The following is a 24,632-nucleotide window of genomic DNA, read 5'->3' as shown; positions in this document are numbered from 1 at the left end:
AAACAGATTGCCACGTCGCTCCTATCGTCACTTCTCGCAATGACGTTAATTAATCAACTTATTCAAATAGTTATATAATTCCCCTTTAGTAATTGCTCCACCTTGATGAATTAATTTAAACTTATCAGCATTTTTATCTTCAGAATAGTCTTTTTTAGCTTGTAAAAATTCAACATTATCATCCATTAAATTTCCTCTAAGCCAATCAAAACCTTCATTTGTAGTTATATCTATATCATTTTTAAGCTTTACAGCTATAACATGCATGTACTTTTTATTAAAATGGAATAAATGCATTTGCTGTGGCGAAATATGTTCAACATATTCAACTTTAGATAAAACACCTTCCCAAACCAAGTCGCTAAATACATCTAATTCTTGTTCTGCAACTTCTGGTTTATTTGTTTTAATTTCTTCCCATTCGTCTCCAGTTATAGACTGAGTTGCAAGAAAGTTTATAAACTCTTTATGTAATTCTTCGAATTGTTCTTTTGTTAATCTAGCGTATTTCATACTAAAAAAATTAAAAAAAAAGCCCCAACAACGTTGAGGCTTTAAATATGTTATTCAACCTTGTTAGGCTTGAGCAATTACTTCAAAAGGTAATTCGAAAGTAACTTCTCTATGTAAACGTATTACAGCATTATACTGTCCTAAACGTTTGATGTTTCCACCTGTAATGCTGATGAATTTTTTGTCAATTGTATGACCAGCTTTTTCAAAAGCATCTACTAAATCTGCTTTGGTTATAGAACCAAATAATTTATCTCCTGCAGAAGCACCTTCGGTAGCTTTTGCTGGTATTTTAATTTCTAATGCTTTTATAGCTTCAGCCATTTTAGTAGCATCTTCAATTATTTTCTTGTCTTTATAAGCACGTTGCTTTAAATTTTCAGCTAAAACTTTCTTTGCAGAAGCTGTAGCTAAAACAGCTTGCTTTTGTGGAATTAAAAAATTTCTACCATAACCGTTCTTAACCGTTACAACATCGTCTTTAAATCCTAAATTTTCAACGTCTTGTTTTAATATAAGTTCCATTGTTATGAGTGTTTTATTTTAATAAATCGGCCACATATGGCATTAATGCTAAATGACGAGCTCTTTTTACAGCAACTGACACTTTTCTTTGATATTTTAAAGATGTTCCTGTTAAACGTCTTGGTAAAATTTTACCTTGTTCGTTTACAAAACCTAATAACCAATCTGCATCTTTATAATCTACATACTTAATTCCAGATTTTTTGAAACGACAATACTTCTTATTCTTGTTAGTTTCAATATTTAAAGGCGTTAAATATCTAATTTCTCCGTCTTTTTTTCCTTTTGCTTGTTGTTCTATAGATGACATAATTACGCTTTTTGTTTAAGTTTTTCTCTTCTTCTCTCTGCCCAAGATATAGCATGTTTATCTAAAGTAACCGTTAAGTAACGCATAAAACGCTCGTCACGTCTAAACTCTACTTCTAATGGATTGATAACTTCTCCATCTACTTGATACTCGAATAAGTGGTAAAAACCACTTTTTTTGTTTTGAATTGGGTAAGCTAATTTTTTTAGTCCCCAATCTTCTTTTGATACCATCTTAGCTCCTCTAGAAACAAGAAAATCTTCGTATTTCTGTACTGTTTCCTTTATCTGTGTTTCAGATAAAACGGGATTCAAGATGAAAACAGTTTCGTAATGATTCATATTAAATGTATTTTATTGTTAAAATGGGTGCAAAAATATGAATATTATTTATATATTACAACATAAAACTAAAACAATATTTGTGTTATTTTTAAATGTTAAATTATGTTAAAATAAACCTTTTACCGATGTTTTTTGGTTTTTAACCGAATTTTTTGTACTATTGTCGATATCTTAACCGAAATAAATTAAATGTTATGACTTTAAACTGTGTAGTAGTAGACGACTCAGCAATTCAGCGTCTCTCAATAGTTAAGTTAATTGAAAATCATCCTTCTCTTAACTTAATCGCTGAATACAACAGTGCTTTAGAGACTAAAAATGGACTTAATACGCATAAGGTAGATTTGATATTTTTAGATATCGAAATGCCTGTATTAAATGGATTTGAGCTCCTAGATGTACTAAACAACAAACCCCAAATTATCTTTGTTACAGGAAAAACAGAATATGCTTTTAAAGCATTTAATTATGATGCAACCGATTATTTGCACAAACCTATAACTAGAGAACGCTTTAACACAGCTGTTGATAAAGCTGTTGAGCAACACAAATTAAAATTAGACTTTAACGAAACTGAAGGCGAACATATTTTTGTAAAAAGTAACCTTAAAAAACGTAAAGTCTATATTAAAGATATTAAGTGGATTGAAGCCCTTGGAGATTACGTGAAATTAGTGACTGAAGAAACTAGTTTAGTAGTACTTTCTACCATGAAAGCTTTTGAGGCAGAATTACCAGAAGGTAAATTCTTAAGAATCCATAAATCGTATATTGTTAATTTAGATAAAATTGACAGATTTAATAGTAAGAATGTTGAAGTTGGTGCTTATGAGATTCCTTTAAGTAGAAACAAAAAGACCCAATTAGTTGATGCTTTAAATAATATTACAACTTAAAGTTAATAATTATCAACATTTAAAATTACTCTTAAAGCCCTAAAATCTTTTATATTGAAGAAGCTATTATTTATTCTAATAATAGCTTCTTTTGTTTTAGAAACTGACTGTTTTGGTGGAATTTTAACCAAAATGTGTTTAATATATTGATTTCTAATTCTTGAAACAGGTGGGAATTCTGGTCCTAAAACATCTGTTCCAAATACTAATCTTAAAGATTTAGCATACCAATCTGCTCCTTGATTAACTTTATTATAATCTCTATGCTTTAAAGTAATTTTTATTAATCTATATACTGGAGGATATTTAAAGTTAAAGCGCTCTTCCATTTGTTCTACATACATATCTTGATATGCATTTGTAGACACTTGCTGTAAAATATTATGATATGGATTGTACGTTTGAATTAACACCTTTCCACGCTCTTCTGTTCTTCCTGCTCTTCCTGACACCTGTAACATAAGCTGAAAACTTCTTTCATGCGCTCTAAAATCTGGAAAATTCAGCATATTATCAGCATTCATGATTCCAACAAGTTTTACATGTCTAAAATCTAATCCTTTTGTTAGCATTTGGGTTCCTACTAAAACATCTACTTCTTGCTGTTCTAAAGCAGTAATTATTTTTTCGTAACCATATTTCCCTCTTGTGGTATCTAAATCCATTCTAGCCACTTTAGCATCAGGAAACAGTTCTTTTACTTCTTCTTCGACCTGCTCTGTTCCAAAACCTTTATTATCCAAATCTAAGCTTCCACAAGCCTCGCAAGCTTTTATCATTGCAGAATAATAGCCACAATAATGACAACGCAGTTGGTCTTTGTATTGATGATATGTTAAACTAACATCGCAGTTTGGACATTGAGGTGCATGACCACAAGTAAGACATTCTACTATAGGCGAAAATCCTCGTCTATTTTGAAATAATATAATTTGATGACCATCTTTAAGCGTTTCTGTCATTTCTTCAATAAGCCTATCGCTAAAATGTCCAGTCATACGTTTACGTTTCTGCTTGTCTTTTATATCTACAAGCTCGATGTCTGGCATTAAGACTTCGTTAAATCTAGTAGTTAATTCCACCAAACCATATTTATTTTGTTTGGTATTATAATAACTCTCTAAACTTGGAGTTGCAGAACCTAAAAGTGTTTTGCATTGAAATAAGTGTGCTAAAACTATTGCAGCATCTCTGGCGTGATAGCGTGGAGCTGGATCGAATTGCTTATAAGAAGATTCATGCTCTTCATCAACAATTACTAATCCTAAATTATGAAATGGTAATAGAACTGATGATCGTGCACCTAAAACAATTCTCGCTTTAGATGAATTATCCAGAACATGCTTCCAAACTTCAACGCGTTCTTGAGAGGAATATTTTGAATGAAAAACAGCTACTTTTTCTCCAAAATATTCTTGCAATCTACTAACCAATTGTGTTGTTAAAGCAATCTCAGGCACTAAATACAAGACTTGTTTCCCTTCTGCCAAAGCCTCTTCAATGAGTTTGACATAGATTTCTGTTTTCCCTGAAGACGTTACACCATGTAACAAAGTAATTTGATGTCTTTCAAACGATTCTTGTATTTCTTGATATGCTTTTAATTGAGGTTTATTTAAAGTCTTAACAGGATTATTATCTTCTCCTGAATACTGAATTCTATCTGTTTGTATATAATATTCTTCTAAAACATCTTTATCTATTAAAGATTTAATTATAGCTGCTGAAGTGTTACTTTTCTCAGTTAATTCTGAAACTTTTATAGGTTTTTTAGATTGTGCTGAAATTGAAAATAGTGTCATTACAACCTGTCTTTGTTTTGGCGCACGACTTAAATCATCTAATAACTCTTGCAGTTTAGTTTCAGTTGAATAGTTTGTACTTAACTTGACATATCTAACCAATTTTGGTTTGTATTTTTCGTAAATCTCTTCTTCAACTATAACAATATCTTTTTCTAATAATCTTTTAATTACTGGAAGTACATTTTTTTTATCTAAAATGCTAATAATGTCCTGAATCTTAAGTGAAGATTGATGATTTAGAGCTTCATAAATTAAAAACTCGTTGTCTTTTAAATCTTCATCATTAATTATATTAGATGTATTTCTACTAATTACAGTTTCACTTTCCAAAATAAAAGCATTAGGTAATGCTGCACGCATAACATCTCCTAAAGTACACATGTAATATTCCGAAATCCACTGCCAATGCTTTATTTGCATTTGTGTAACAACAGGTTCATCGTCTAAAATTTGATGAATGTCTTTTGCTTCATAAACCATAGGTTTGTTTGTATGAATACTAAAAACTAATGCTGTATATATTTTAGATTTCCCAAAAGGAACAGACACACGTATTCCAGACTTTAAAAAATTAGCCTCAGCTTCTGTTACGCTATATGTAAATAGTTTAGGTAACGGAATTGGAAGTATAACATCTATATAATGCAAGGTGCTTTGTTTTTTTTGGTATTTGGTAAATTACTCTTTAGCTTTCTATACGTTCCCAATATTGAGTAGCATATAGAAATGAAATATAACCTCTAACTAATAATATATCTGGATTATCTTCATCTAGAGACAATCTACATTTATATGTTTTTCCATCTTCTGGATCGAAAATAGTTCCGTTTTTAAAATAGATTCCATCTTGGGTTAAGTTCTTAATAATGGTTAAGCCTAAGACAGGTTTATTATATTCGGTTCCTTCGCAATTAGCACAAAGAGCATCACGATCTTTACTATTATAAATTTCAATAATCTTACCAAAAACTTTACCGTCTTTTTTATAAATTTCGACTGTAGATTTTGCTTCTCCTGTTTCATCATCAATGGTTTTCCACTTACCAAAGATGTTTTGAGAATTAATTGTTAATGGCATTAACAATACTAAAAGCAATACTTTATACATAATCTTTATTTATTTTTCTTAATCTATTTAAAGACGCATTAAGTTCGTATCCTAGGAGTAAAATATTAGAGTTTAACCATAGATAAAACATTAAGATTAATAAGGCTCCAATTGAACCATATAACTCATTATATTGAGAGAAATTTTCGATATAGATACCAAACAAATAGGAACTTAAAATAATTAGTATGGTTGTAAATAATGCGCCAATAGAGAAAAATTTTGATGCTTTACCTTCAGTTGTTCCAAAATAATACAGAATAGCAGTTGCTAAATAAACCATTATTACAAAAAAGAAGTATTTAGCTATAATAAACCATAATTGTTGATTTTCCTTTTCTAAAACACCATAATTCTCAAGATTTCCAATAATATATATTTGAAAATATCCAAGAATAACAACTGTAAGGATAGATAAAAAAGCTAAAATTAATGCGACTCCAAGAGCATATAAATATTGCCTTATGACATTACGTGTAAGTTGTTCGTGATAAGAGTTTTCAAACCCAGAAAACACAGCACTAATACCATTTGCCATTAAAAATATAGAAGCTAAAAACACAGTAGAAAGGAGTCCTCCACGTTGAGATTCTTCAATGTTTTCGAAAATATTCTTAAAGAAAAAATCTGAAGTATTTGGTGGTAAAAAAGAATTAAGAAAATTTAGAAATTCAATTTTAAAATCGTCAATTGGGATTATTGGAATAACTATTAATATAAATAATAAAAAAGGAAATAAGGCCATAAAAAAGCTAAATGCAATAGCACTTGCTCTTGTTGTTAAAGCACCTTTTACAATGCCAGTAATGTATAATTCAATTAAATCGTAAAAAGAAAGCCCTTCTAAACCAGGAAGTTTAATCTGTTTAAAAAATTTAACTACCCAATTTAAAACAGGGATTTTATTTAATTTATCTTCAATGGGTTTAGTCATTCTAAACTGCTTTTAAGCTTAAATCCATATTATAAATTGAGTGAGTTAAAGCTCCAGAAGAAATATAATCTACACCACATTCGGCATAGTTTCTAATGGTTTTTTCGTTAATACCTCCAGAAGATTCTGTTAAACAGGTATCTCCAATTAATGCGACTGCTTTTCTGGTATCTTCAAAATTAAAATTATCAATAAGTATTCTGTAAACTCCACCTACTTGCAGTATTTCTTTAATTTCTTCTAGATTTCTGGCTTCAACAATAATTTTTAAATCTCTGTTTGTTTCCTTTAAATAAGCTAATGTTTTATTAATAGCATTTGTGATTCCTCCTGCAAAATCGATATGATTGTCTTTAAGCATAATCATATCATATAAAGCAAATCTATGGTTTTCTCCTCCTCCAATTTTTACAGCCCATTTTTCTAAGGCTCTAATTCCAGGAGTTGTTTTTCTAGTATCCAGAATTTTTGTTCCAGTACCTTCTAATAAATCAACAAATTTTCTTGTTTTAGTTGCAATAGCACTCATTCGCTGCATGGCATTTAAAACTAATCTTTCAGATTTTAAAATAGATTGCGAAGATCCTTCTACATAAAAAACGATATCGCCATATTTTACCTGAGATCCATCGTTAATTAGTGTTTCAATTTTTAAATCTTTATCCACATATTGAAATACTTTTTTCGCAAATTCAACTCCTGCAATAATGCCATTGTCTTTAACCAATAATTTTGCTTTTCCTTTTGCTGAAGCAGGAATACAAGCTAATGAGCTATGGTCTCCATCTCCAACATCTTCCCTAATAGCATTGGCTACTATTAATTCTATTTCTGTGTTGAATTGCTCTTTACTTATCATACATCAAAATATTTACCGTAAAAATAAGCATTGATTATGAATAATTTTAATAAATGGAATTCCAAATAATAAAAAATGATAAATTTGCTTTATGCAAATAAAACTCCTTGCCATTGGCAAAACAGACAACAAACAACTGCAATCTTTAATTGATGATTACCAAAAACGTCTTGGCTTTTATATAAAATTTGAATTTGAAATTATTCCAGATTTAAAAAAGGCTAAAAATTTAAGCGAAGAGCAACAAAAACAAAAAGAAGGAGATTTAATTTTAAGCAAACTTCAAACTCAGGATGTTTTAATATTATTAGATGAAAATGGGAAACAACTAAGTTCTGTTGGTTTTTCGGAATATTTACAAAAACACATGAATTCTGGTATCAAGCAATTGGTCTTTGTTATTGGAGGTCCTTATGGCTTTTCTAAAGATGTTTATAACAAAGCACAAGGAAAGCTCTCCTTGTCTAAAATGACATTCTCGCATCAAATGATTAGACTATTTATTATTGAACAACTTTATAGAGGTTTTACAATATTAAAGAACGAACCCTATCATCATCATTAAATAAAAAAGCCACAAACTCAATTATTTTATTGATTTTGTGGCTTTTCTATTTTCAAGAAACGTTAATTCTAATGCGTAGAAAACGTTTTCTTTCTCTTTTTTAACTGTATATCTAAATCGTTGATAGTTTCTTTAACTGCAGATTCAAAATTCTTTTCTGTAGAAGTTGCAAATATTCTTGGTCCTGGTAAACTCAACTCCATATTACATATTTTACCTTGTTCTTTATGATTGTTATCTTGTTTAAAAAACACATCGCAACTAATTACCCAATCATATCTTTTTGCAAGTTTTTCTAATTTTTCTGTAGTATATTTTGATAAAGATTCGCTAGAATCCATATTTACGTATTGAATAATAATGTTCATAGTCTATTTATTTAAAGAATTTAATATACAACAATATTATAATAAATACAGACAAATCAAAATGATATATGTCATAAAACACATTAAAAAAAGTAAATATGAGATTTTATAGAAATTGAAGAATTTAGTTAAATTAAAGAAGTGATTTGTGCTACTATTCTATACTAAACTAGCAATAGCTGTTTGCATATCTGTGTTATGAAAGAAATCCACAACAAAAAGTATAATTTGAATTTTTAAATAAATAGCTAGTCCAAAAAAGATTACAACTAGAACATTCTCTGCGTTACTTTCTGCACTAAACAACGTTTTGGTTTTCATAATAAATATTATTAATTAGTTAGGCTATTAACTAGTAAAAAAATGATATTTATATGATTGATGATTAGCAATATACAAAATATATTTAACAAATGCTTAACACTTGTATTTATTTCAATTCATTTATCTAAACCTCTAAATTATTTGAAGCAGAGAGCTCTGTTGCTTTCTCAATACCTTCAACTGCTAATCTTCTTTTTGTAGCTCTTTCTAATGTTAATTTATATTGTTCAATTGCTTCAGTATATCTCTGCTCACTCATTAACCAATCTGCATATAACTCAGTTGTTGGTTTTTGAATAACTGGAGGCCCATAACTATAGCTCAACTTTTGTTCTAGAGATACTGTTTCCTTTAATAAATTTTCTGTATTAGCAACATCGTTTAACAACCAAGAACTTAATGCCTCTAATTGTTTTAACATAATAGTTGCCTGATCAATATTAGTTTTTGTTGGTGCACTTCTGCTTAGCGAAGAACAGACTGTAAAACCATCGCTTATATTATCAACAAGTAAAGATTCTTTGTCTACTTTTTTATAAAGAATATCAATTACTTCATTTAATTTTTCAGAATTTTTTTCAGCAAAAGCTTTATATCCTTCAATAAAATAATATTGAGCTTGTCCAGTGAGATGTAAATTAGAAACATCAATTTCAATATCGGCAATAGTAGAATCCCATTGATTAGTTTCTACCAAATAAGTGCCTTTTAAAAATACCAAATGAATTTTAGACCTCTCTGTAGGTGTTTCTATTGTATAGGTTTCCATATCTAAAACCATTTGTTTGGCTTTATCGAAATCTCCCTTTTGCAAATAACCATATTCTAGCCAATGATACGCATGATATCCACGAGCATCATTTCCTAATTCCTTACGTTTCATTCTATTTAAACTAGCTTGATAAGAATCTATATTAGAATTGATTACCTCGTCCCACATTCCCAAAGCCACATAAATATGAGATGGCATATGTAGAGCATGACTAGCGTCTGGTGCTACTTTAGAATAACTATTTGCGGCATCTATAGCTAATTCAGCATGATAAGGGTCGTCGTAAGAGTGAATTAAATAATGAAGCGCTCCAGGATGTTTTGGGTTTTTGCTAATAACCTTTTTAGCAATTTCTGCTCCTTGACCATAAATAGAATCGTCTCGACCTTCTGGTACAGAGCCTAAAAGAGAAATAGCATAAAACGCTGCTACTTCTTGATTATTAGGATTTGCATCATAAAGAGATTTCATATAATCTCTATACGCTTTATCTCTTTCAATTTTTGCGGTTTTTGGTGTATAAAGTATTTTAATAGCCTCTAAAAATCCTTGCTCAACTTCAGAATATTTTTCTAATTCTTGAAGATTTTCTATTTTTTCGATAGTAGAAAAACCAGCATCGTAATCCTGCTCTCGCCAAAGAGCATGATTATAAGTCATAGCTTCACCCCAATATGCCATAGCCATAGTTGGATCTGCATTTTGAGCATGTAAAAAAGCTTCTCTTGCATCTTTATATTCAAAACTATGAAGCAATAAAAGCCCTTTCTCAAAATGGTCTTGCGCTTCTTTATTTCCTGTAACTTGAAATTCTACAATTCCTAATGTATCGAGATTTTTAACCTCCTTCTTACATGAAACTATTAAAACTAAAAACGAAATAAAAATAAAGTTTTTCATTTTAAAATATTTGTTAAACTACTGATTTAAAGTTACATAAAAATTACATCATTCAAAAATAACTTTATCCTCCATCTTGAACCAGCTTTTGTAAAGTGGTTGATGGATTTTCTCAATGCTATTTCGTTTTACTTTAAGTGTAGGTGTTGTCAAGCCATTATCTACATTCCATTCTTCTTTCATTATAATAACTTTTTCAATTTTCTCATGTTTTTGTAATTGAGAATTAACTTCTTTTACCGAAGCAGATAAACTTTGTATTAAGAGATCTTTAGCTTTTGCTTTACCTAATTCAGACAAAGTAATTAATGCTATGGGTTGTGGAATTCCTGTTCCTACAATGCAAATTTGCTCTATATTATTATTTTTTGAAAGGTTTAACTCTATTGGAGAAGGAGAAATATATTTTCCTTTATCGGTTTTAAACTGGTCTTTAACACGACCAGTTATAGTTAAATACCCATCATGATCGTACTCACCAATATCTCCTGTTTTTAAATAGCCAGCTTCTGTAAAAACACTAGCTGTAATTTCTGGTGATTTATAATAGCCTGTCATTAAACAGTTATTCTTTATTAATATTTCGCCATCAGCCGATAACTTAGTTTCTACAGTAGATAGCTTTTTACCTACAGTTCCAATTTTATTATCATTAGGTAAATTAAAATGCGAAATAATACAATCTTCTGTCATGCCATAGCCTTGTAAAATTTCAATACCGATTTTTTTATACCAATAAATTAAATTTATTGATAAAGGTGCTGCTCCAGAAACTATAAACTTAGCTTCTTTTAAACCTAACTTTTGTTTTAATTTTTTCTTAATAAGAATATTTAAAACTGGAACAGTTAATAAAAAACTCAACTTTTTTTTAGGCATTTTCTCAAGAATCTTCTCTTGAAATTTTGTCCAGATTCTAGGAACTGCAAAAAAGATATGTGGTTGGCAATTTTCTAAATCTGATGCAAATGAATCTAATGATTCGGGAAATGAAAATTCTGCTCCAATTACAAAGCCATGTGTTGCAATTCCCATACGTTCTGCTACATGAGCTAATGGTAAATAGGAGAAAAATCGAGATCCATGTGGCAGACCCATGACTTGTTTCATAATACTAGCACTTCTAATAAAATTACCAACAGTGTGCATAACTCCTTTTGGAGTTCCAGTGGTTCCAGACGTATAAATAATAGTGTGCAATTGATCCTGACTAGGTAATGTAATAGTTTCTAATGGTTGTGTGCTTTTTATTATATCTTCCCATAATTCTCCATCGTTTTCATTGTACATACCAACACATATTTTGTGAATGTCTTTAACTCCAGATTTTTGGGTAGCATAATTGTCTAATTTTCCAATAATGATAGCTTTCGAATCGCTGTGCTCCAATATCTGCTGAATAGAATCCTGATTTAGGGTTGGATAAATAGGAATAGATACATAACCAGCCATCATAATAGCAATATCTGCCATCATCCAATGGGCACAATTTTTAGACAATAAGGCTATATGACTTCGTTCAGGCAAATTAAATGCTTGTAAAGCTTTTGCAATCTTTCTAGATTCATTACCTGCCTCAGCAAATGTATAAGTTTCCATTTTGCCATTAACAGGTTGTTTTAAAAAAACTTGATTAGGTGAATTTGCTTCCCAATACAAGAAAGCCTCAAGAGGAGATTGAAAATCTGACATAAATTTTGATTGGCTTGATTTTTTAAAGATACAAAAGTTTTAGTTATGTTTTATAATGGCATCCATAAAACCAAACATGCCTGGATACAAAATAATAAAAAGAATGGCAAAACTAAATAACCCATGACATCTCTTGCTTGAAGTTTAGTTCCAACTCCCATTACTGGAACAATAAGTAAAAGAAAAAAAGGCTGCAATAAGTTTGAAAGAGACTCACCATAAGCAATAGCCAATGAAGCTCTAGAAATCATAGAAGTAACCTGAAAATCTGGAAGCCCTCTCCCAATTTCCTGGATTGCAGAAATAATGCTAGGTCCAACTACTGCAAACTCACCACCTGCAGATGGGATTGCAAAATTTACTAAGCCTCCTGTTAGAAATGCATAAAAAGGATAAGTGTTTATTGTCGCAATAGAGGCTAAACCTTGAGCAAGGTATTCTCCTAATCCTGTATAAATCATGACACCCATAATTCCAGCATAAAATGGGTATTGAAATAGAATGCCAGAAATATTTCTACTAGATCGTTGCATAGCTATTCCATAACGCAAAGGGGTTTTATGCAAGCATAATCCTAAAATAATAAAAATGAAAATCATAATATTAAAATTGAGATCCATTCCATTAATTATAAAATAATATATGATATAGGAAAAGCCCATAATCACAACCAACCCTTGAAGAATAAAACTATTATTAAAATTATCTGAATAGGCCTTAAAAGGTAATTTCATACTTAAAGCCTCTTCTTCAATGCTCTTCTTTACATCTAACTCATTAGTGTTACATAAATCCTTAAGCTCTTTTGTATGTTTTATTTTGGAGCCAACAAACATCATAAACAAAGGCATAATGATTAAAAACGAAGCTATAATACTATAATTTAAATATGAGTTTAATGTATAAGATGTTGGTATGGTTTTACTTAAAACACCAGTTTCAATTAAATAATTGTTTTCTGTATTTAATAATAAAGGAATTGTACTTGATAAGCCTGTAACCCAACCACACATTGAGACATAAACACAAGCAATTAAAAATGGATAGTTAACTCCTTTAACACGTAAGGCTAATTCCCTAGCTAAAACACCAGTAATAACAATCCATCCAAAACTAACTAAGCTTAATAATAAACCAATAAATACAACAAAAAAATAAACCTGTTTTGGTGTGTTAATAAATTGAGTGATTTTGTCAATGCCTTTTCCGATAATTGGTGATAAAGCAATACTAAATCCTGTTACTAGAATTAATATAATCTGCATAGCAAATGCCAGCAAATCGAAAAAACCATCATACCATGAAGAAAGAATTGTAATAAAGGAAGCATCTACCAGAAAATAAGCAGCTAATGCCGAAATCAAAGTTAATACAATAGCAAACACAAAGGCATCTGGCATGTATTTTAAAAAGAGGTAACTGAACTTTTCTCCTAGTTTGGTTATCATGCTCTAATTTTCTGAAACGTTTAATTGATTTTTCAATTCTATGAATCGTTGTTTGTTATCATAAATTATTTTGTCTCCCAAAATTTGAGTGCCATCATTTACATCAACTAATTGACAACTTACTACTAATTTATAGTTTATAGTTTTAAGCTTACCAATTAACATTAAATCTGAATCAAATTTGTTTTGGACTCCAGACGCGTTTCTTTCGGACTCCTCTAAAATAAAAGATTCTTTCATTAAATGCTAATATCCCTAAAATTAGATAAATATTTGAAATTTCAAGTTAAATAATTCTGTAATTAAGTTTTCAGCTGATAAATTTCGAGCTACCAATAAAATAACTGTACCTTTGCGCCAACTTAAAGAAGTAACTTATACATTAAATTGTTGCTTCATAAACAATTTATATGTCATTTAACACATTAGGCCTTTCTGAAGCAATTCTTAAAGCTATCAGCAAAAAAGGATATAATGAACCATCTCCTATTCAACTTAAAGCCATTCCTCCAATTTTACAAGGAAAAGATGTTTTAGCGTCAGCACAAACTGGAACCGGAAAAACAGCTGGTTTTACTTTACCTATGCTTCATATTCTTTCAGAAAGAGAAAAATCTAAATTCAGACCAATTCGTGCTTTAGTTTTAACTCCAACGCGAGAGTTAGCTGCTCAAGTATATGCGAATGTTAAAGAATATAGCGAGTTTTTAAACCTAAGAAGTGCTGTTATATTTGGTGGTGTAAATCAAAAACCACAAGCTGCAACTATACGTCAAGGTATCGATATTTTGGTAGCCACTCCTGGAAGATTAATCGATTTAGAAAATCAAGGAATATTATCTTTAAAAAGAGTAGAAATACTGGTTTTAGATGAAGCAGATAGAATGCTTGATATGGGTTTTCTACGTGATATTGAACGTATTATGGGTATGATGCCTGCAAAGCGTCAAAATTTAATGTTTTCTGCTACCTTTTCGAAAGACATTAGAAAATTAGCAAATGGCATTTTACATCATCCTGTTCAAGTTGAAGCTACTCCAGAAAATTCTACTGTAGATGCTATTAATCAAAAAGTATATCGTGTTGCTAGTGGTAAAAAATCTGATTTAATTATCAAGTTAATTTCTGATGGGAATTGGAAACAAGTTTTAGTTTTTACAAGAACTAAACATGGAGCTAACAAACTTTGTAAAAAAATGATTAGTGCTGGAATTTCGGCAGCAGCAATTCATGGAAATAAAAGCCAAGGAGCAAGAACAAAAGCTTTGGCAGGATTTAAAAATGGAAGTGTTCGTGTTTTAGTAGCAACAGATATAGCTGCTCGTGGTCTTGATATTCCATTATTACCACACGTGGTTAATTACGAACTCCCAAATATTTCTGAAGATTACGTTCATAGAATTGGTAGAACAGGTCGTGCTGGAGCCAGTGGTGAAGCTATTTCGTTGGTAAGTGCCGACGAAACAACTTATTTAAGAGATATTGAAAAGTTAGTTGGAATGAAAATTCCTAAAGAAATTTTAGAAGGTTTTGAACCAGATCCAAATGCTTCAACAGAACCTAAAAAACAAGGTGGAGGAAGATCTCAACGTTCCAACAATAAGCCTAAAAGAAATCCTCAAAACTCTAAGAAATCTGATCAATCTAGGCGACCAAAAAGAAATAATAGACGATAAATAGCTGTTAATGGAAACACAACCTAACAATCCTTTACATGGTGTGAAACTGGAACAAATAGTTACAGATCTTGAAGCACATTATGGCTGGGAATATATGGGACTCAAGATAAATATTCGTTGTTTCCAGGATAATCCTTCTGTAAAATCTAGTTTAAAATTTTTAAGACGTACACCTTGGGCAAGAACTAAAGTAGAAAACATGTATTTAAACATGTTGAAAAATAAAAGATAAAGACTTTGTTAGTGTTTATCGCGTTTTTTCAATTTATTCACACCTAATTTATAACCAAAAGCTAATTTCGCTTTAGTAAGACTAAACACGTACTTATTTCCATAGTCTAAACTAGTTGAATACAAACCATCTGCATAAATTAAAGTTATATAATAGCGCTTTGCATTATATCCTAAAGCTAGCGTGTAATCTAATTTATAAAGCATGGGATTAGATGGTCTATAGTTATCATCCTCTAAATCAACTTTTTTATTCATTAGGGCAATTCCTGGCATTATATTACAAGATGCAATAAAGTTTTTAGGCAACATAAAAACCGATAAAAACCCTCCTAAAACTCCTACTGCAGCACTATTATATCTTTTTATGTGTGCTTGCTCATTAAAATACAACTCACCATTCTCTGGCATGATATCACTATCAGCTGAAAAGGAATCATAAACACCAAAAAATCCAAGTCCACCTGTTATGTATACGTTTTTATTTCGTTTAGCTAAACCTGCTTTTAAAAGCGAATACGAAAATTCAATTTCAGATAAAGTAAATAGATAATTAAATCCTACTGTAACAGATTTAATATCACTTCTAAACACACTAGGCTCATTAAAATCGTTTTTTACATTAAACCCTTTATATAACTGCAGAAAGCCATTTACATAATGGTGTTTCCCAACAATTAATGTGCCTTGAGCATCAAATCGATTCGTAATTTCTTCCTTATTTGTCTTTAAATTAAAGGCAATATCAATTAAAACTTTACTACTAGCAAATCCAAAACCTACGCCATACTTATTATTAGGCACATACTGTAATTTTGAATTATCGTTTCGAATGTTAAACTTTTTAACCTTGTAATTTGTAAATAAGCGAAGTGAATAGTTTTTTATATTATGATCTATAAATAGTGAATCTACAATTTGCAAGACACTTAAAGACTCTTTATCTTTTATCAAAGAATCACTTTCTTTTATTATTTGAGATTGTACAGAAAACGAAACAATAAATGACAAAACAAGAAGGAAGATTCTATTAACCATGTAATTTAAAAAAACTAAATTTGTGTCTGTTTATATTGAACAAATCATAAAAATCTAAAATTACACTAATTCAATTAAAATGCAACTTGTTTTCGCCACCAATAATTTAAATAAACTAAAAGAAGTACAAAGTTTAATTCCAAAAAAAATAAACCTCCTTAGTTTACAAGACATTGGCTGTTTTGAAGATGTGCCAGAAACCCAAGACACCATAGAAGGTAATGCAATACAAAAAGCAGAATATATTAAAACGCATTATGGATACGATTGTTTTGCAGATGACACTGGCTTAGAAGTTGAAGCCTTAAATGGAGAACCTGGAGTGTATTCTGCACGTTATGCAGGAGAACAACGTGATGCTACTGATAATATGAATAAACTTCTAGATGAACTTAATTTATCCACAAATAGAAAAGCCCAGTTTAAAACTGTTATTGCACTTTATTTAAATGGGAAATTACATACTTTTACAGGTATTTGTAAAGGAGAAATTACCACTGAAAAGCATGGTAAACAAGGTTTTGGTTACGATCCAATTTTTAAAGCCAAAGGTTTCACAAAAACCTTTGCTGAAATTTCTTTAGATGAAAAAAACAAAATTGGACATCGTGGAAAAGCAGTAAAACAGTTAGTTGATTATCTTAATAAGATGTGATTAATGTATTTCTGTCAAAAAAATTAATTGTTAATAAGCTATATTTGAGTTTATATAACGAGTTGTACACCATATGAGTTATGAACGTATGAATCAATCAGACAAGCTGCTAGCAATAAAATTAATCCATACTATAATCTGGGCTTTTTTTGTATTTGTAATATTTTACATTTTATATTCAGGAATTACTAATCGAGTTAATACTTTCACGTGGATCGGAATCGGATTAATAATCGGAGAAGGATTTGTTTTACTAGTTTTTAAAATGTTTTGTCCTCTAACTTTACTTGCACGTAAATACTCGGATTCTCAAAAAGAAAATTTTGATATTTTTCTTCCTAATTGGTTAGCAAAACACAACAAGATTATTTTTACTACTGTTTTCATTGTAGGTCTAATATTAGTTGTGACACGTGTTTTCCAAAACAAGTAAATTTGATAAAATACGGTAAAAAACAACGTATATATTTTATTACTTGGTTCTAGTCTTCTTACGAAAAATCTCGTAGATTTTCCATCTGTTTTTTATTTACTAAATTATTTGCATAATCACACCACTAATCATATACAAAACTGTTATAGGTAATGAAAAATACACTTATGAAAAAAACATTAATCCTTCTTTTATTCCTATTCAGTAATATTGCTTTTTGTCAAACAAAAGTTGTCAAAGTATTGAATGTATCCTATATTGATTATTACTATGTTTATACAGCTTATAATTATATTTCAAAAGATTTAATAGTTTTGATTAGTAGTAAAAATGACATAGAATTCAAGAAAATTTTATTAAAAACAAAGAACTATGTGATTGAAACAAGACTAAAATCTGCTATTAAGATTTCTGAAGATAAATATCTTTTTTGTAAACCAAATATCACAACTATTCAGAATATTCAAATTTCAGACAAAGAAACACTACCTGTATTAATAACTGATTACGAAGAAATTGAATGAGTTTAAGATGGAACTAGATTCGCATTGAATAAATAACTACCTACAACATCAAGTATAAAAATTGCTTATTTTTATCAATTAAACTTCCATTTTCGATTAAGAAGACAGATCAATCTTCATATTAATATGCATCCATTTTGTTGGAACAGAATCTGATTTACCGTAAACAATTTTATCATAATCAATTCCCCAATCAAGTAAATTCATTTGTCCTTCTACTACTAGAGAACTAGCCATCGTGTCCTTTGGATCTCTAATACCAGACACAAAAAACTTGACATCTTTTTCTACTCCTTTTATTGACAATTTACCATTAACCTGATACCAATCAAGTCCCATAGTATAAACTTGAGTGGATTTGAAAATCATGTTATCTTTTTTCTCGTTAATAAATAATCCAGGTGTTTTTACTCTTTCTGTTAATTCGTCTCCAGCACATACATTAAACGTGTTTGGGTTTACTTCAAAAGAGATTTCCATGTTTTCAAGAGGATTACCAAAGTCAAGTCTTTTAGGAACATCGACTTTTAAATTCTCAACAATTCCACTAAAAGGTGTGCTGCAATGTCCATGTGTTACAAACAAATTAATAGTCTGAATTTGATTAGTTTCTTTCAATATAACGGTTTCATTTTTTGGTAAAACCGAAGTGCTTTTAGTATAGCCACTAACAACAATAATAATTAATAAGGCAACCAATGACCATACTATATTTTTTATTTTCTTCATGATATGATATTTATTATTTCTACGAATATAAGTTGAGTATCTTTTTAAATCTGTCAAATAAATGCAAAAAAAGTGCAAATTTATGTGTTTGAAACCCAAATTGGTTTCTTTTATAGATTATAAAAAATAGAGCCTAAACTCCTAATTTAAAGATTCTTATAGTCTCTATATTGAAATCTCAAATAAATACGTACCTTTGCACCTTGAAAATTCCTCAGAGTGAGGATGTGTTACTAGAAGTTTAGGTTTAAGTATGTCGATTCACTTCTTTTGTAACACTACAAAACATAATCGATTACTTATTAAACACGAATGAGCACATTCCAAGATTTAGGTCTTAATGAAGATCTATTACACGCAATTACAGATTTAGGCTTTGAAACACCAAGTGAGGTCCAAGAAAAAGCAATCCCAATTTTATTAGAAAGTGAAACAGATTTAGTTGCATTAGCACAAACAGGAACAGGTAAAACTGCTGCTTTTGGCTTTCCTATGCTTCAAAAAATTGATATTGATAGCCGAACAACTCAAGGATTAATCCTGTCTCCTACTCGCGAACTTTGTTTGCAAATTACAAACGAGATGAAACAATATGGTAAATATTGTAAAGGCCTTAACGTTGTTGCCATTTATGGTGGTTCTAGCATTACAGATCAAGCACGTGAAGTAAAACGTGGCGCACAAATTATTGTTGCTACTCCTGGTAGAATGAAAGATATGATTAGTAGACGTTTGGTTGATATCTCTAAAATACAGTACGCTGTTTTAGATGAAGCCGATGAAATGCTAAACATGGGTTTTAAAGAAGATATAACAGATATTTTATCGCATACACCAGAAGACAAAAGCACTTGGCTATTTTCAGCAACAATGCCTAAAGAAGTTGCTACAATTGCAAAAAAATTCATGAAAAGTCCACAGGAAATTACTGTTGGAAATAAAAATGAAAGTACCAATCAAGTCTCTCATGAGTATTATTTAGTGAATGCTAGAGACAGATACCAAGCTTTAAAACGTTTGGCAGATGCAAATCCAGATATTTTCTCTGTAATTTTCTGTCGTACAAAACGCGATACTCAAAAAGTAGCCGAAAACTTAATTGAAGATGGTTATAGTGCAGGAGCTTTACATGGCGATTTAAGTCAGAACCAACGTGATTTAGTCATGAAATCTTTTAGAAATCAACAAATACAAATGTTGGTTGCTACAGATGTTGCTGCTCGTGGTATTGATGTAGACGATATTACACACGTAATCAACTACCAATTACCAGATGAGCCAGAAATTTACACACATAGATCTGGAAGAACAGGACGTGCTGGTAAAACAGGTATCTCCATGGTTATTGTTTCTAAAAGTGAAGTAAGAAAAATAAAAAGTATTGAGCGTATTATTAATCAGAAATTCGAATTAAAAGAAATTCCAGATGGAATGGAAATTTGCGAAGTTCAATTAATGTCGCTTGCTAATAAAATTCATAATACAGAAATCAATCATGAAATTGATAAGTATTTAGATAGTATTAACGACTTATTTGAAGATACTACTAAAGACGAATTAATTAAAAAATTCTTCTCTGTAGAATTTACAAGATTCTTTAATTACTATCAGAAAACTAAAAACTTAAATGTTTCAGACACGTCACGTGGTGAAGATAGAGATAGTGGTGGAAGAGACTATAGAAGCAACTCTAACGATTCTCGTTACTTTATAAACGTAGGTAGAAAAGATGGATACGATTGGATGAAATTGAAAGATTTCTTAAAAGAAGTTCTGGAACTAGGAAGAGACGATGTCTTTAAAGTAGATGTTAAAGAAAGTTTTTCATTCTTTAATACAGAAAAAGAGCTTCAGGAAAAAGTATTAGCATTCTTTACAGATTATAAACACGATGGACGCTTTGTTAATGTTGAAATTAGCGAAGATAAAGGTCGTGGAACTAGTAGAAATAAAAGACGTCGTGATGGTGGAGGAAGCAGAAGACGTAGCGATGATAAGCCTAGAGGAGATAGACGTTCTAACTCTAGAAGCGATGGTAATAGAAGCGATAGACGCTCGAGTTCAAGAAGTGAAGGCAATAGAAGCGACAGACGAAGTTCTTCAAGTAGCGAATCGCGTTCTAGACGTTCGGACTCTGTGTCAAGTTCAGACAGACCAAGACGTTCTAGACGTTAAACTTATTTGTTAATTTTAAGTCAAAATATAAGATACTTAAATGTATTATCGTTTAGTTTAGTACTTTTATACCCAATATTGCTTAAATGAAGAAACAACTGCTCCTTATTATGCTTATTTTAATAAGCTCTTTTATGTTTGGTCAAGAAGACACAACTGTAAAAGGAGTTGTTATTAATGCTTCTGAAGGAGTCCCTTTAGAAAGTGTCAATATTGTTAACTTAAACCAAGTTAAAGGAACTACTACAAATGCTAGAGGTGAGTTTGAAATTAAAGCAAAAGCTACAGACACACTACATTTCTCTTATTTAGGTTTTAAATCGATTAAAGTACGTGTTACTAATGACTGGATTAAATTTGGTAGTTCTACCATTCAATTAACAGAATTAGCATTTGCTTTAGAAGAAGTTGTTATTAACGAATTTAAACTAACTGGATTTCTAGAAGTAGACATTAAACAAGTACCTATAAACACGAATTATAGATATAATATTTCTGGTCTTCAAACGGGTTATGAAGCTGGAGGTTCATCAACCAATGCAGTAACTAGAGTTCTAGGAGCTGTTTTTAATCCTGCCGATTTTTTGTATAGTATGTTTGGAAAACAGCCAAACGAAATGCGTAAGTTAAAACAAATGAAGCAAGATGATGAAATTAGAACCCTTCTTGCTAATAGATTTGACAGAGAGATGCTTACAGCGTTATTACAAGTAGATCGTGCAGATTTAGATGAAATAATTAGGCAATGTAATTATTCTAAAAGCTTTATTCAAACAGCTAACGATCTTCAAATATTAGATGCTATTAGCGAATGTTACGAAGAATATAAAGTATTGAGCAGGAGTAAAAATAAAGGAAGACTTTAAAAAAATATAAAAGCGAAAGATAATCTTTCGCTTTTTTTATGCTCTTGAGTGTAATGCAATTCTATTGCCTTCAGTATCTATAAAAACTGCCATATAACCATGTTCTGGTGAGATTTGCGTTTTTGGCTGATAAATAGAACCTCCAGCAGCTTCTACTCTATCTAATTCATTTTGTACATTTTCACTAACAAAATAAACCAAAGTACCTTCTTGACTTGGTACATAAGTGTCTTGCTTAATTAGAGTTCCTTGGGCTCCAGGAACATTACCTCTATCTGGAAACCAACCCATTAAAATACCTCCAAAATCTTGAATAGAAATTTCTACCTTAAAAACTGTTTCATAAAATTTTTTAGCTCTTTCCATGTTATTAACTGGAACTTCAAACCAACCTACCATGTTATGCTTCATAATTTATTGTTTATCTAATATCTCTTTTAAGCTAGCTAAACCTTCTTCAAAATCTTTTCCTACTGCTTTTTCAAAATTAAAAAAGAGCATAAAAATATTCATTGGTACTGGATTATTACCTGTAAATCCCCAAGTTACATTGGTTTGATTTGTATCTACTTCTGTTACTTTTATATAAGCATCTGAAACAGATTTCCAAGGCTTTAAAAAGCGTAATTGTGTTTTAATTTGTTCGTTATGTTCTATATGAAGTATTTCTTGTTCTCCAGTACCAACCTGTTTGTTTCCTTCCCATTTAGCTATAAAACCAACTTCTCCATCTGTACCAACAGATTCTTGTTTCATGTTTGGATCTTTCTTTTTCCATGGAGACCAATGATCTTGATTTCTTACAAATTTTAAATATTGAAATACTTCTGGAAGAGATTTGTCGATAATAACACTCCTATTTACTTCATATTTCTTTGGCGCTATTAAAGCCAATAGAATTATAATACCTATAAGTCCGAGTAATATGTATAAAACAATCATGATTATTAGTTTGTTAGTTTCAATAAATTTACAAAAATTATTGGTTGTAAAAACGCTCTACAATCTCATCGTAACTTTTAATGGTCTTTTTTATCCAATCCAATCGTTTTTCTTGTTGCTCTTCTAGTGTTAAATGCCAAGAAATATCCGTTTGTTTTAATTTAGTTGTAACATGCTGTAGTATAATTGCTGCAGAAACGGAAATATTTAAGCTTTCAGTAAAACCATACATAGGAATTTTTAAAAAACAATCTGCTTGATCTAGAACTTCTTGAGACAAACCTTGGGTTTCCCTTCCAAAGAAAAAACAAGACTTTTTAGAAACATCGAATTCATGAAGCAAACAGTCTGTTGTATGTGGAGTTGTAGCAACTATTTGATAACCTTTTCCTTTTAAGTCTTTGATACTGTCTTTTACAGAATGATGCCTATGTAAATCCACCCATTTTTGAGCTCCCATTGCAATCTCTCTATCTATACGTTTAGTATTTGTTTCTTCAATAATATGAACTTCTTGAATTCCAAATACATCGCAACTTCTAATAACAGCACTTGTATTATGTAATTGATAGACATCTTCTGTAGCAACTGTAAAATGTTTTGTGCGTTGGCTTAAAACGGTATCGAAACGCAATCTTCTATTTTCTGTTAAATAGGTTTCTAAATATGCTAATAGTTTTAAATCTACCATGTAATAAAAATAAAAAAACCTGATAAAACATCAGGTTTTTAATTCAATTATAATTTGAATTAATCATTAGAGCCAATATTACCTTGAGCAATAATCATGTTTATTAAAATTTCACTTAAATGAACATTAATATGACCATTAACACCTAATACATCTTCAAAACCAAAAACAGTATCATTATCTAAAACTGCAAGATTTGTTTGGCTTATTCCTGTATTTCCATCTACTGGATTAAAAGTAAAAATAATATCTCCTGTTGTAGCCACATCATTCGAATATATATAGGCTGGGTGCACTCCATCTATTGGAGTATTTTGCAATTCTATTACTGCTAATGCTTCACCATTGGTTCTTCCATAAAAAGTAGTTCTTCCACTAACTCCAGACATATCTACTTCGCTTAGAAGGTATACAATAGATTCTCCAGTAAGCTCATTTTGACCAATATCTCCTTGAGCTATAATAGTTCCAAGAGTCATGTCACTTTCATGTACATTTATATAACCATCAAAATCAACTACATCTAAATATAAGAATGAAATTGCATCGTCTAGTTGAGACACATTAGTGACACTTTTACCTGTATCTCCATCAACAGGATTAAAAGTGAAGGCAATATTTCCACCTTCAACAGCTGTATTATTATGTATATGTGCTGGATGCATCTCACCAGAAATGGTGTTTGATAATTGAATAACAGCAAGAGCTTCTCCATTCTCACGTTCAGAAAAAACAGCCGTTCCAGAAATCCCAGGAATATCTTTTTCTCCTAACGAGTATGTTTTAGAAACTCCTGTTAATTCGTTTTGACCAATATCGCCTTGTGCCACAATAATGTTTAATTGAGTTTCACTTTCATGAACATTTATATAGCCATCAAAACTCATTAATTCATCATATGTTATTGGAGTTCCATCATCTAACGTTGTAAAAGTAATGGAGCTAAATCCTGTATCTCCATTTACTGTTCCTAATGTAATTGCAATACCTCCACCTTCGGCTGCAGTATTATAATGAATATGAGCTGGATGAGAGCCTCCTGTTGGAATTGCTGTAAAATCTAATTCCACAGTCGTAGAGTTATCTTCATTTTTAATAAACTTTGCAGTTCCAGTTACACTATTATCATCTATAGAACCTAAAGCAAAGGTTTTAGATATTTGACTTGAAGGAATTGGAGTAATATTATCATCTCCACTACAGCTAAAAAATAAAACTAGTGGCAAAACTAAAAATAGAGACTTAAAATTTTTCTTCATAATCAGTATTAAATTATTTGTAATATTACACATAATATATAAATTTT

28 protein-coding genes are annotated in these 24,632 nt (G+C 30.5%); 8 read left to right on the top strand and 20 right to left on the bottom strand.

The window, feature by feature from the left end:
- Positions 1–45: 45 nt before the first annotated feature.
- The 4 genes from LX78_RS11790 to rpsF all read right to left on the bottom strand — a co-directional run bounded on the left by LX78_RS11790 (position 46) and on the right by rpsF (position 1,689).
- Positions 46–513, bottom strand: coding sequence for a DUF6495 family protein (locus LX78_RS11790; protein ID WP_109682864.1), 468 nt, complete (start codon positions 511–513; stop codon positions 46–48).
- 63 nt (positions 514–576) lie between these two features.
- On the bottom strand, positions 577–1,038 hold the full coding sequence (gene rplI / locus LX78_RS11785) for a 50S ribosomal protein L9 (protein WP_109682863.1): 462 nt from the start codon (positions 1,036–1,038) through the stop codon (positions 577–579).
- Between the two features lie 13 nt (positions 1,039–1,051).
- Positions 1,052–1,348 (bottom strand): 30S ribosomal protein S18, encoded by a 297-nt coding sequence (gene rpsR, locus LX78_RS11780; protein ID WP_007650017.1) that lies wholly within the window; start codon positions 1,346–1,348, stop codon positions 1,052–1,054.
- 2 nt (positions 1,349–1,350) lie between these two features.
- Positions 1,351–1,689 carry a 30S ribosomal protein S6 gene (gene rpsF, locus LX78_RS11775; protein WP_109682862.1) on the bottom strand — a complete coding sequence of 113 codons (339 nt, stop codon included), beginning with the start codon at positions 1,687–1,689 and terminating at the stop codon, positions 1,351–1,353.
- Positions 1,690–1,886: 197 nt separating this feature from the next.
- Here rpsF and LX78_RS11770 point away from each other — a divergent pair, with 197 nt between their 5' ends.
- Positions 1,887–2,588 (top strand): LytR/AlgR family response regulator transcription factor, encoded by a 702-nt coding sequence (locus LX78_RS11770; RefSeq protein WP_109308778.1) that lies wholly within the window; start codon positions 1,887–1,889, stop codon positions 2,586–2,588.
- A 2-nt stretch (positions 2,589–2,590) separates the two neighbouring features.
- Here LX78_RS11770 and priA read toward each other — a convergent pair whose 3' ends face one another.
- From priA to nadC, 4 genes are read right to left on the bottom strand one after another with little or no spacing between them, the layout of a single operon-like run.
- Entirely contained in the window at positions 2,591–5,041 is a 2,451-nt protein-coding gene (gene priA, locus LX78_RS11765; RefSeq protein WP_109682861.1) for a replication restart helicase PriA, read from the bottom strand.
- A gap of 37 nt (positions 5,042–5,078) precedes the next feature.
- On the bottom strand, positions 5,079–5,501 hold the full coding sequence (locus tag LX78_RS11760) for a DUF2147 domain-containing protein (RefSeq protein WP_109682860.1): 423 nt from the start codon (positions 5,499–5,501) through the stop codon (positions 5,079–5,081).
- Positions 5,494–6,435, bottom strand: coding sequence for a YihY/virulence factor BrkB family protein (locus LX78_RS11755; RefSeq protein WP_109682859.1), 942 nt, complete (start codon positions 6,433–6,435; stop codon positions 5,494–5,496). The genes LX78_RS11760 and LX78_RS11755 overlap by 8 nt, the downstream gene beginning before the upstream one ends.
- 1 nt (position 6,436) lies before the next feature.
- Positions 6,437–7,294: a carboxylating nicotinate-nucleotide diphosphorylase gene (gene nadC, locus LX78_RS11750; protein ID WP_109682858.1), complete on the bottom strand. Its 858-nt coding sequence runs from the start codon at positions 7,292–7,294 to the stop codon at positions 6,437–6,439.
- A gap of 91 nt (positions 7,295–7,385) precedes the next feature.
- Between nadC and rlmH the strand changes: the two genes are divergently transcribed.
- Positions 7,386–7,859: a 23S rRNA (pseudouridine(1915)-N(3))-methyltransferase RlmH gene (gene rlmH / locus LX78_RS11745; RefSeq protein WP_109682857.1), complete on the top strand. Its 474-nt coding sequence runs from the start codon at positions 7,386–7,388 to the stop codon at positions 7,857–7,859.
- Between the two features lie 68 nt (positions 7,860–7,927).
- On the opposite strand, the gene hpf is transcribed toward rlmH, so the two are convergent.
- The 6 genes from hpf to LX78_RS11720 form a co-directional block, all read right to left on the bottom strand.
- The gene (gene hpf / locus LX78_RS11740; RefSeq protein ID WP_109682856.1) at positions 7,928–8,227 is read right to left on the bottom strand and encodes a ribosome hibernation-promoting factor, HPF/YfiA family; all 300 of its coding nucleotides are present in this window, start codon (positions 8,225–8,227) and stop codon (positions 7,928–7,930) included.
- Between the two features lie 159 nt (positions 8,228–8,386).
- Positions 8,387–8,548, bottom strand: a complete 162-nt coding sequence (locus tag LX78_RS14840) for a hypothetical protein (protein WP_170109845.1) — start codon at positions 8,546–8,548, stop codon at positions 8,387–8,389.
- 127 nt (positions 8,549–8,675) lie between these two features.
- Positions 8,676–10,223, bottom strand: a complete 1,548-nt coding sequence (locus tag LX78_RS11735) for a tetratricopeptide repeat protein (protein ID WP_109682855.1) — start codon at positions 10,221–10,223, stop codon at positions 8,676–8,678.
- A 48-nt stretch (positions 10,224–10,271) separates the two neighbouring features.
- Entirely contained in the window at positions 10,272–11,915 is a 1,644-nt protein-coding gene (locus tag LX78_RS11730) for an AMP-binding protein (RefSeq protein ID WP_109682854.1), read from the bottom strand.
- A 50-nt stretch (positions 11,916–11,965) separates the two neighbouring features.
- Entirely contained in the window at positions 11,966–13,363 is a 1,398-nt protein-coding gene (locus LX78_RS11725) for a TIGR00366 family protein (protein WP_109682853.1), read from the bottom strand.
- A 3-nt stretch (positions 13,364–13,366) separates the two neighbouring features.
- Complete coding sequence (locus LX78_RS11720; protein WP_109682852.1) at positions 13,367–13,603, bottom strand: hypothetical protein; 237 nt, start codon at positions 13,601–13,603, stop codon at positions 13,367–13,369.
- A gap of 170 nt (positions 13,604–13,773) precedes the next feature.
- Here LX78_RS11720 and LX78_RS11715 point away from each other — a divergent pair, with 170 nt between their 5' ends.
- Entirely contained in the window at positions 13,774–15,039 is a 1,266-nt protein-coding gene (locus LX78_RS11715; RefSeq protein WP_109682851.1) for a DEAD/DEAH box helicase, read from the top strand.
- Between the two features lie 10 nt (positions 15,040–15,049).
- Complete coding sequence (locus LX78_RS11710) at positions 15,050–15,274, top strand: VF530 family protein (protein ID WP_109682850.1); 225 nt, start codon at positions 15,050–15,052, stop codon at positions 15,272–15,274.
- An 8-nt stretch (positions 15,275–15,282) separates the two neighbouring features.
- Here the strand turns inward: LX78_RS11710 and LX78_RS11705 are convergent, their stop codons facing one another.
- Positions 15,283–16,311, bottom strand: coding sequence for a DUF4421 family protein (locus LX78_RS11705; RefSeq protein WP_109682849.1), 1,029 nt, complete (start codon positions 16,309–16,311; stop codon positions 15,283–15,285).
- Between the two features lie 79 nt (positions 16,312–16,390).
- On the opposite strand from LX78_RS11705, the gene LX78_RS11700 reads away from it, so the two are divergent.
- Together LX78_RS11700 and LX78_RS11690 are read left to right on the top strand one after the other, a co-directional pair.
- Positions 16,391–16,966: a non-canonical purine NTP diphosphatase gene (locus tag LX78_RS11700; RefSeq protein WP_109682848.1), complete on the top strand. Its 576-nt coding sequence runs from the start codon at positions 16,391–16,393 to the stop codon at positions 16,964–16,966.
- 585 nt (positions 16,967–17,551) lie between these two features.
- Positions 17,552–17,923 (top strand): hypothetical protein, encoded by a 372-nt coding sequence (locus LX78_RS11690; protein ID WP_146192577.1) that lies wholly within the window; start codon positions 17,552–17,554, stop codon positions 17,921–17,923.
- 96 nt (positions 17,924–18,019) lie between these two features.
- On the opposite strand, the gene LX78_RS11685 is transcribed toward LX78_RS11690, so the two are convergent.
- Entirely contained in the window at positions 18,020–18,652 is a 633-nt protein-coding gene (locus tag LX78_RS11685; RefSeq protein ID WP_109682846.1) for a YceI family protein, read from the bottom strand.
- A gap of 312 nt (positions 18,653–18,964) precedes the next feature.
- Between LX78_RS11685 and LX78_RS11680 the strand changes: the two genes are divergently transcribed.
- Both LX78_RS11680 and LX78_RS11675 read left to right on the top strand, forming a co-directional pair.
- Positions 18,965–20,827 (top strand): DEAD/DEAH box helicase, encoded by a 1,863-nt coding sequence (locus tag LX78_RS11680; protein WP_109682845.1) that lies wholly within the window; start codon positions 18,965–18,967, stop codon positions 20,825–20,827.
- An 86-nt stretch (positions 20,828–20,913) separates the two neighbouring features.
- Positions 20,914–21,693 carry a carboxypeptidase-like regulatory domain-containing protein gene (locus LX78_RS11675; RefSeq protein WP_109682844.1) on the top strand — a complete coding sequence of 260 codons (780 nt, stop codon included), beginning with the start codon at positions 20,914–20,916 and terminating at the stop codon, positions 21,691–21,693.
- Between the two features lie 36 nt (positions 21,694–21,729).
- Here LX78_RS11675 and LX78_RS11670 read toward each other — a convergent pair whose 3' ends face one another.
- Genes LX78_RS11670 through LX78_RS11655 form a run of 4 tightly spaced genes read right to left on the bottom strand, consistent with a single transcriptional unit; the run spans position 21,730 to position 24,585 of the window.
- A complete protein-coding gene (locus tag LX78_RS11670) occupies positions 21,730–22,104 on the bottom strand; it encodes a VOC family protein (protein ID WP_109682843.1) in 375 nt (124 codons plus the stop codon).
- A 3-nt stretch (positions 22,105–22,107) separates the two neighbouring features.
- Positions 22,108–22,635 (bottom strand): SRPBCC family protein, encoded by a 528-nt coding sequence (locus LX78_RS11665; RefSeq protein WP_109682842.1) that lies wholly within the window; start codon positions 22,633–22,635, stop codon positions 22,108–22,110.
- 37 nt (positions 22,636–22,672) lie between these two features.
- Positions 22,673–23,326, bottom strand: a complete 654-nt coding sequence (locus LX78_RS11660) for a TrmH family RNA methyltransferase (RefSeq protein ID WP_109682841.1) — start codon at positions 23,324–23,326, stop codon at positions 22,673–22,675.
- 59 nt (positions 23,327–23,385) lie between these two features.
- Positions 23,386–24,585, bottom strand: a complete 1,200-nt coding sequence (locus tag LX78_RS11655; protein WP_109682840.1) for a CHRD domain-containing protein — start codon at positions 24,583–24,585, stop codon at positions 23,386–23,388.
- Positions 24,586–24,632: the final 47 nt, after the last annotated feature.

Origin of the sequence: Xanthomarina spongicola (genome assembly GCF_003148645.1) — a bacterium.
Lineage (GTDB): Bacteria > Bacteroidota > Bacteroidia > Flavobacteriales > Flavobacteriaceae > Xanthomarina > Xanthomarina spongicola.
The sequence above is the reverse complement of the archived record's forward strand: the minus strand, read 5'-3'. Positions and strand labels throughout refer to the sequence as shown.

Coding starts and splice junctions, on each gene's coding strand:
- LX78_RS11725 (WP_109682853.1), bottom strand. CDS start 13,363: ATGATAACCAAACTAGGAGAAAAGTTCAGTTACCTCTTTTTAAAATAC.
- LX78_RS11735 (WP_109682855.1), bottom strand. CDS start 10,223: ATGAAAAACTTTATTTTTATTTCGTTTTTAGTTTTAATAGTTTCATGT.
- LX78_RS11710 (WP_109682850.1), top strand. CDS start 15,050: ATGGAAACACAACCTAACAATCCTTTACATGGTGTGAAACTGGAACAA.
- rplI (WP_109682863.1), bottom strand. CDS start 1,038: ATGGAACTTATATTAAAACAAGACGTTGAAAATTTAGGATTTAAAGAC.
- LX78_RS11770 (WP_109308778.1), top strand. CDS start 1,887: ATGACTTTAAACTGTGTAGTAGTAGACGACTCAGCAATTCAGCGTCTC.
- LX78_RS11755 (WP_109682859.1), bottom strand. CDS start 6,435: ATGACTAAACCCATTGAAGATAAATTAAATAAAATCCCTGTTTTAAAT.
- LX78_RS11680 (WP_109682845.1), top strand. CDS start 18,965: ATGAGCACATTCCAAGATTTAGGTCTTAATGAAGATCTATTACACGCA.
- hpf (WP_109682856.1), bottom strand. CDS start 8,227: ATGAACATTATTATTCAATACGTAAATATGGATTCTAGCGAATCTTTA.
- LX78_RS14840 (WP_170109845.1), bottom strand. CDS start 8,548: ATGAAAACCAAAACGTTGTTTAGTGCAGAAAGTAACGCAGAGAATGTT.
- LX78_RS11660 (WP_109682841.1), bottom strand. CDS start 23,326: ATGGTAGATTTAAAACTATTAGCATATTTAGAAACCTATTTAACAGAA.
- rpsR (WP_007650017.1), bottom strand. CDS start 1,348: ATGTCATCTATAGAACAACAAGCAAAAGGAAAAAAAGACGGAGAAATT.
- LX78_RS11665 (WP_109682842.1), bottom strand. CDS start 22,635: ATGATTGTTTTATACATATTACTCGGACTTATAGGTATTATAATTCTA.
- LX78_RS11670 (WP_109682843.1), bottom strand. CDS start 22,104: ATGAAGCATAACATGGTAGGTTGGTTTGAAGTTCCAGTTAATAACATG.
- LX78_RS11655 (WP_109682840.1), bottom strand. CDS start 24,585: ATGAAGAAAAATTTTAAGTCTCTATTTTTAGTTTTGCCACTAGTTTTA.
- LX78_RS11720 (WP_109682852.1), bottom strand. CDS start 13,603: ATGAAAGAATCTTTTATTTTAGAGGAGTCCGAAAGAAACGCGTCTGGA.
- LX78_RS11705 (WP_109682849.1), bottom strand. CDS start 16,311: ATGGTTAATAGAATCTTCCTTCTTGTTTTGTCATTTATTGTTTCGTTT.
- LX78_RS11715 (WP_109682851.1), top strand. CDS start 13,774: ATGTCATTTAACACATTAGGCCTTTCTGAAGCAATTCTTAAAGCTATC.
- LX78_RS11790 (WP_109682864.1), bottom strand. CDS start 513: ATGAAATACGCTAGATTAACAAAAGAACAATTCGAAGAATTACATAAA.
- LX78_RS11730 (WP_109682854.1), bottom strand. CDS start 11,915: ATGTCAGATTTTCAATCTCCTCTTGAGGCTTTCTTGTATTGGGAAGCA.
- LX78_RS11690 (WP_146192577.1), top strand. CDS start 17,552: ATGAAAAATACACTTATGAAAAAAACATTAATCCTTCTTTTATTCCTA.
- LX78_RS11760 (WP_109682860.1), bottom strand. CDS start 5,501: ATGTATAAAGTATTGCTTTTAGTATTGTTAATGCCATTAACAATTAAT.
- nadC (WP_109682858.1), bottom strand. CDS start 7,294: ATGATAAGTAAAGAGCAATTCAACACAGAAATAGAATTAATAGTAGCC.
- rpsF (WP_109682862.1), bottom strand. CDS start 1,689: ATGAATCATTACGAAACTGTTTTCATCTTGAATCCCGTTTTATCTGAA.
- rlmH (WP_109682857.1), top strand. CDS start 7,386: ATGCAAATAAAACTCCTTGCCATTGGCAAAACAGACAACAAACAACTG.
- LX78_RS11685 (WP_109682846.1), bottom strand. CDS start 18,652: ATGAAGAAAATAAAAAATATAGTATGGTCATTGGTTGCCTTATTAATT.
- LX78_RS11700 (WP_109682848.1), top strand. CDS start 16,391: ATGCAACTTGTTTTCGCCACCAATAATTTAAATAAACTAAAAGAAGTA.
- LX78_RS11675 (WP_109682844.1), top strand. CDS start 20,914: ATGAAGAAACAACTGCTCCTTATTATGCTTATTTTAATAAGCTCTTTT.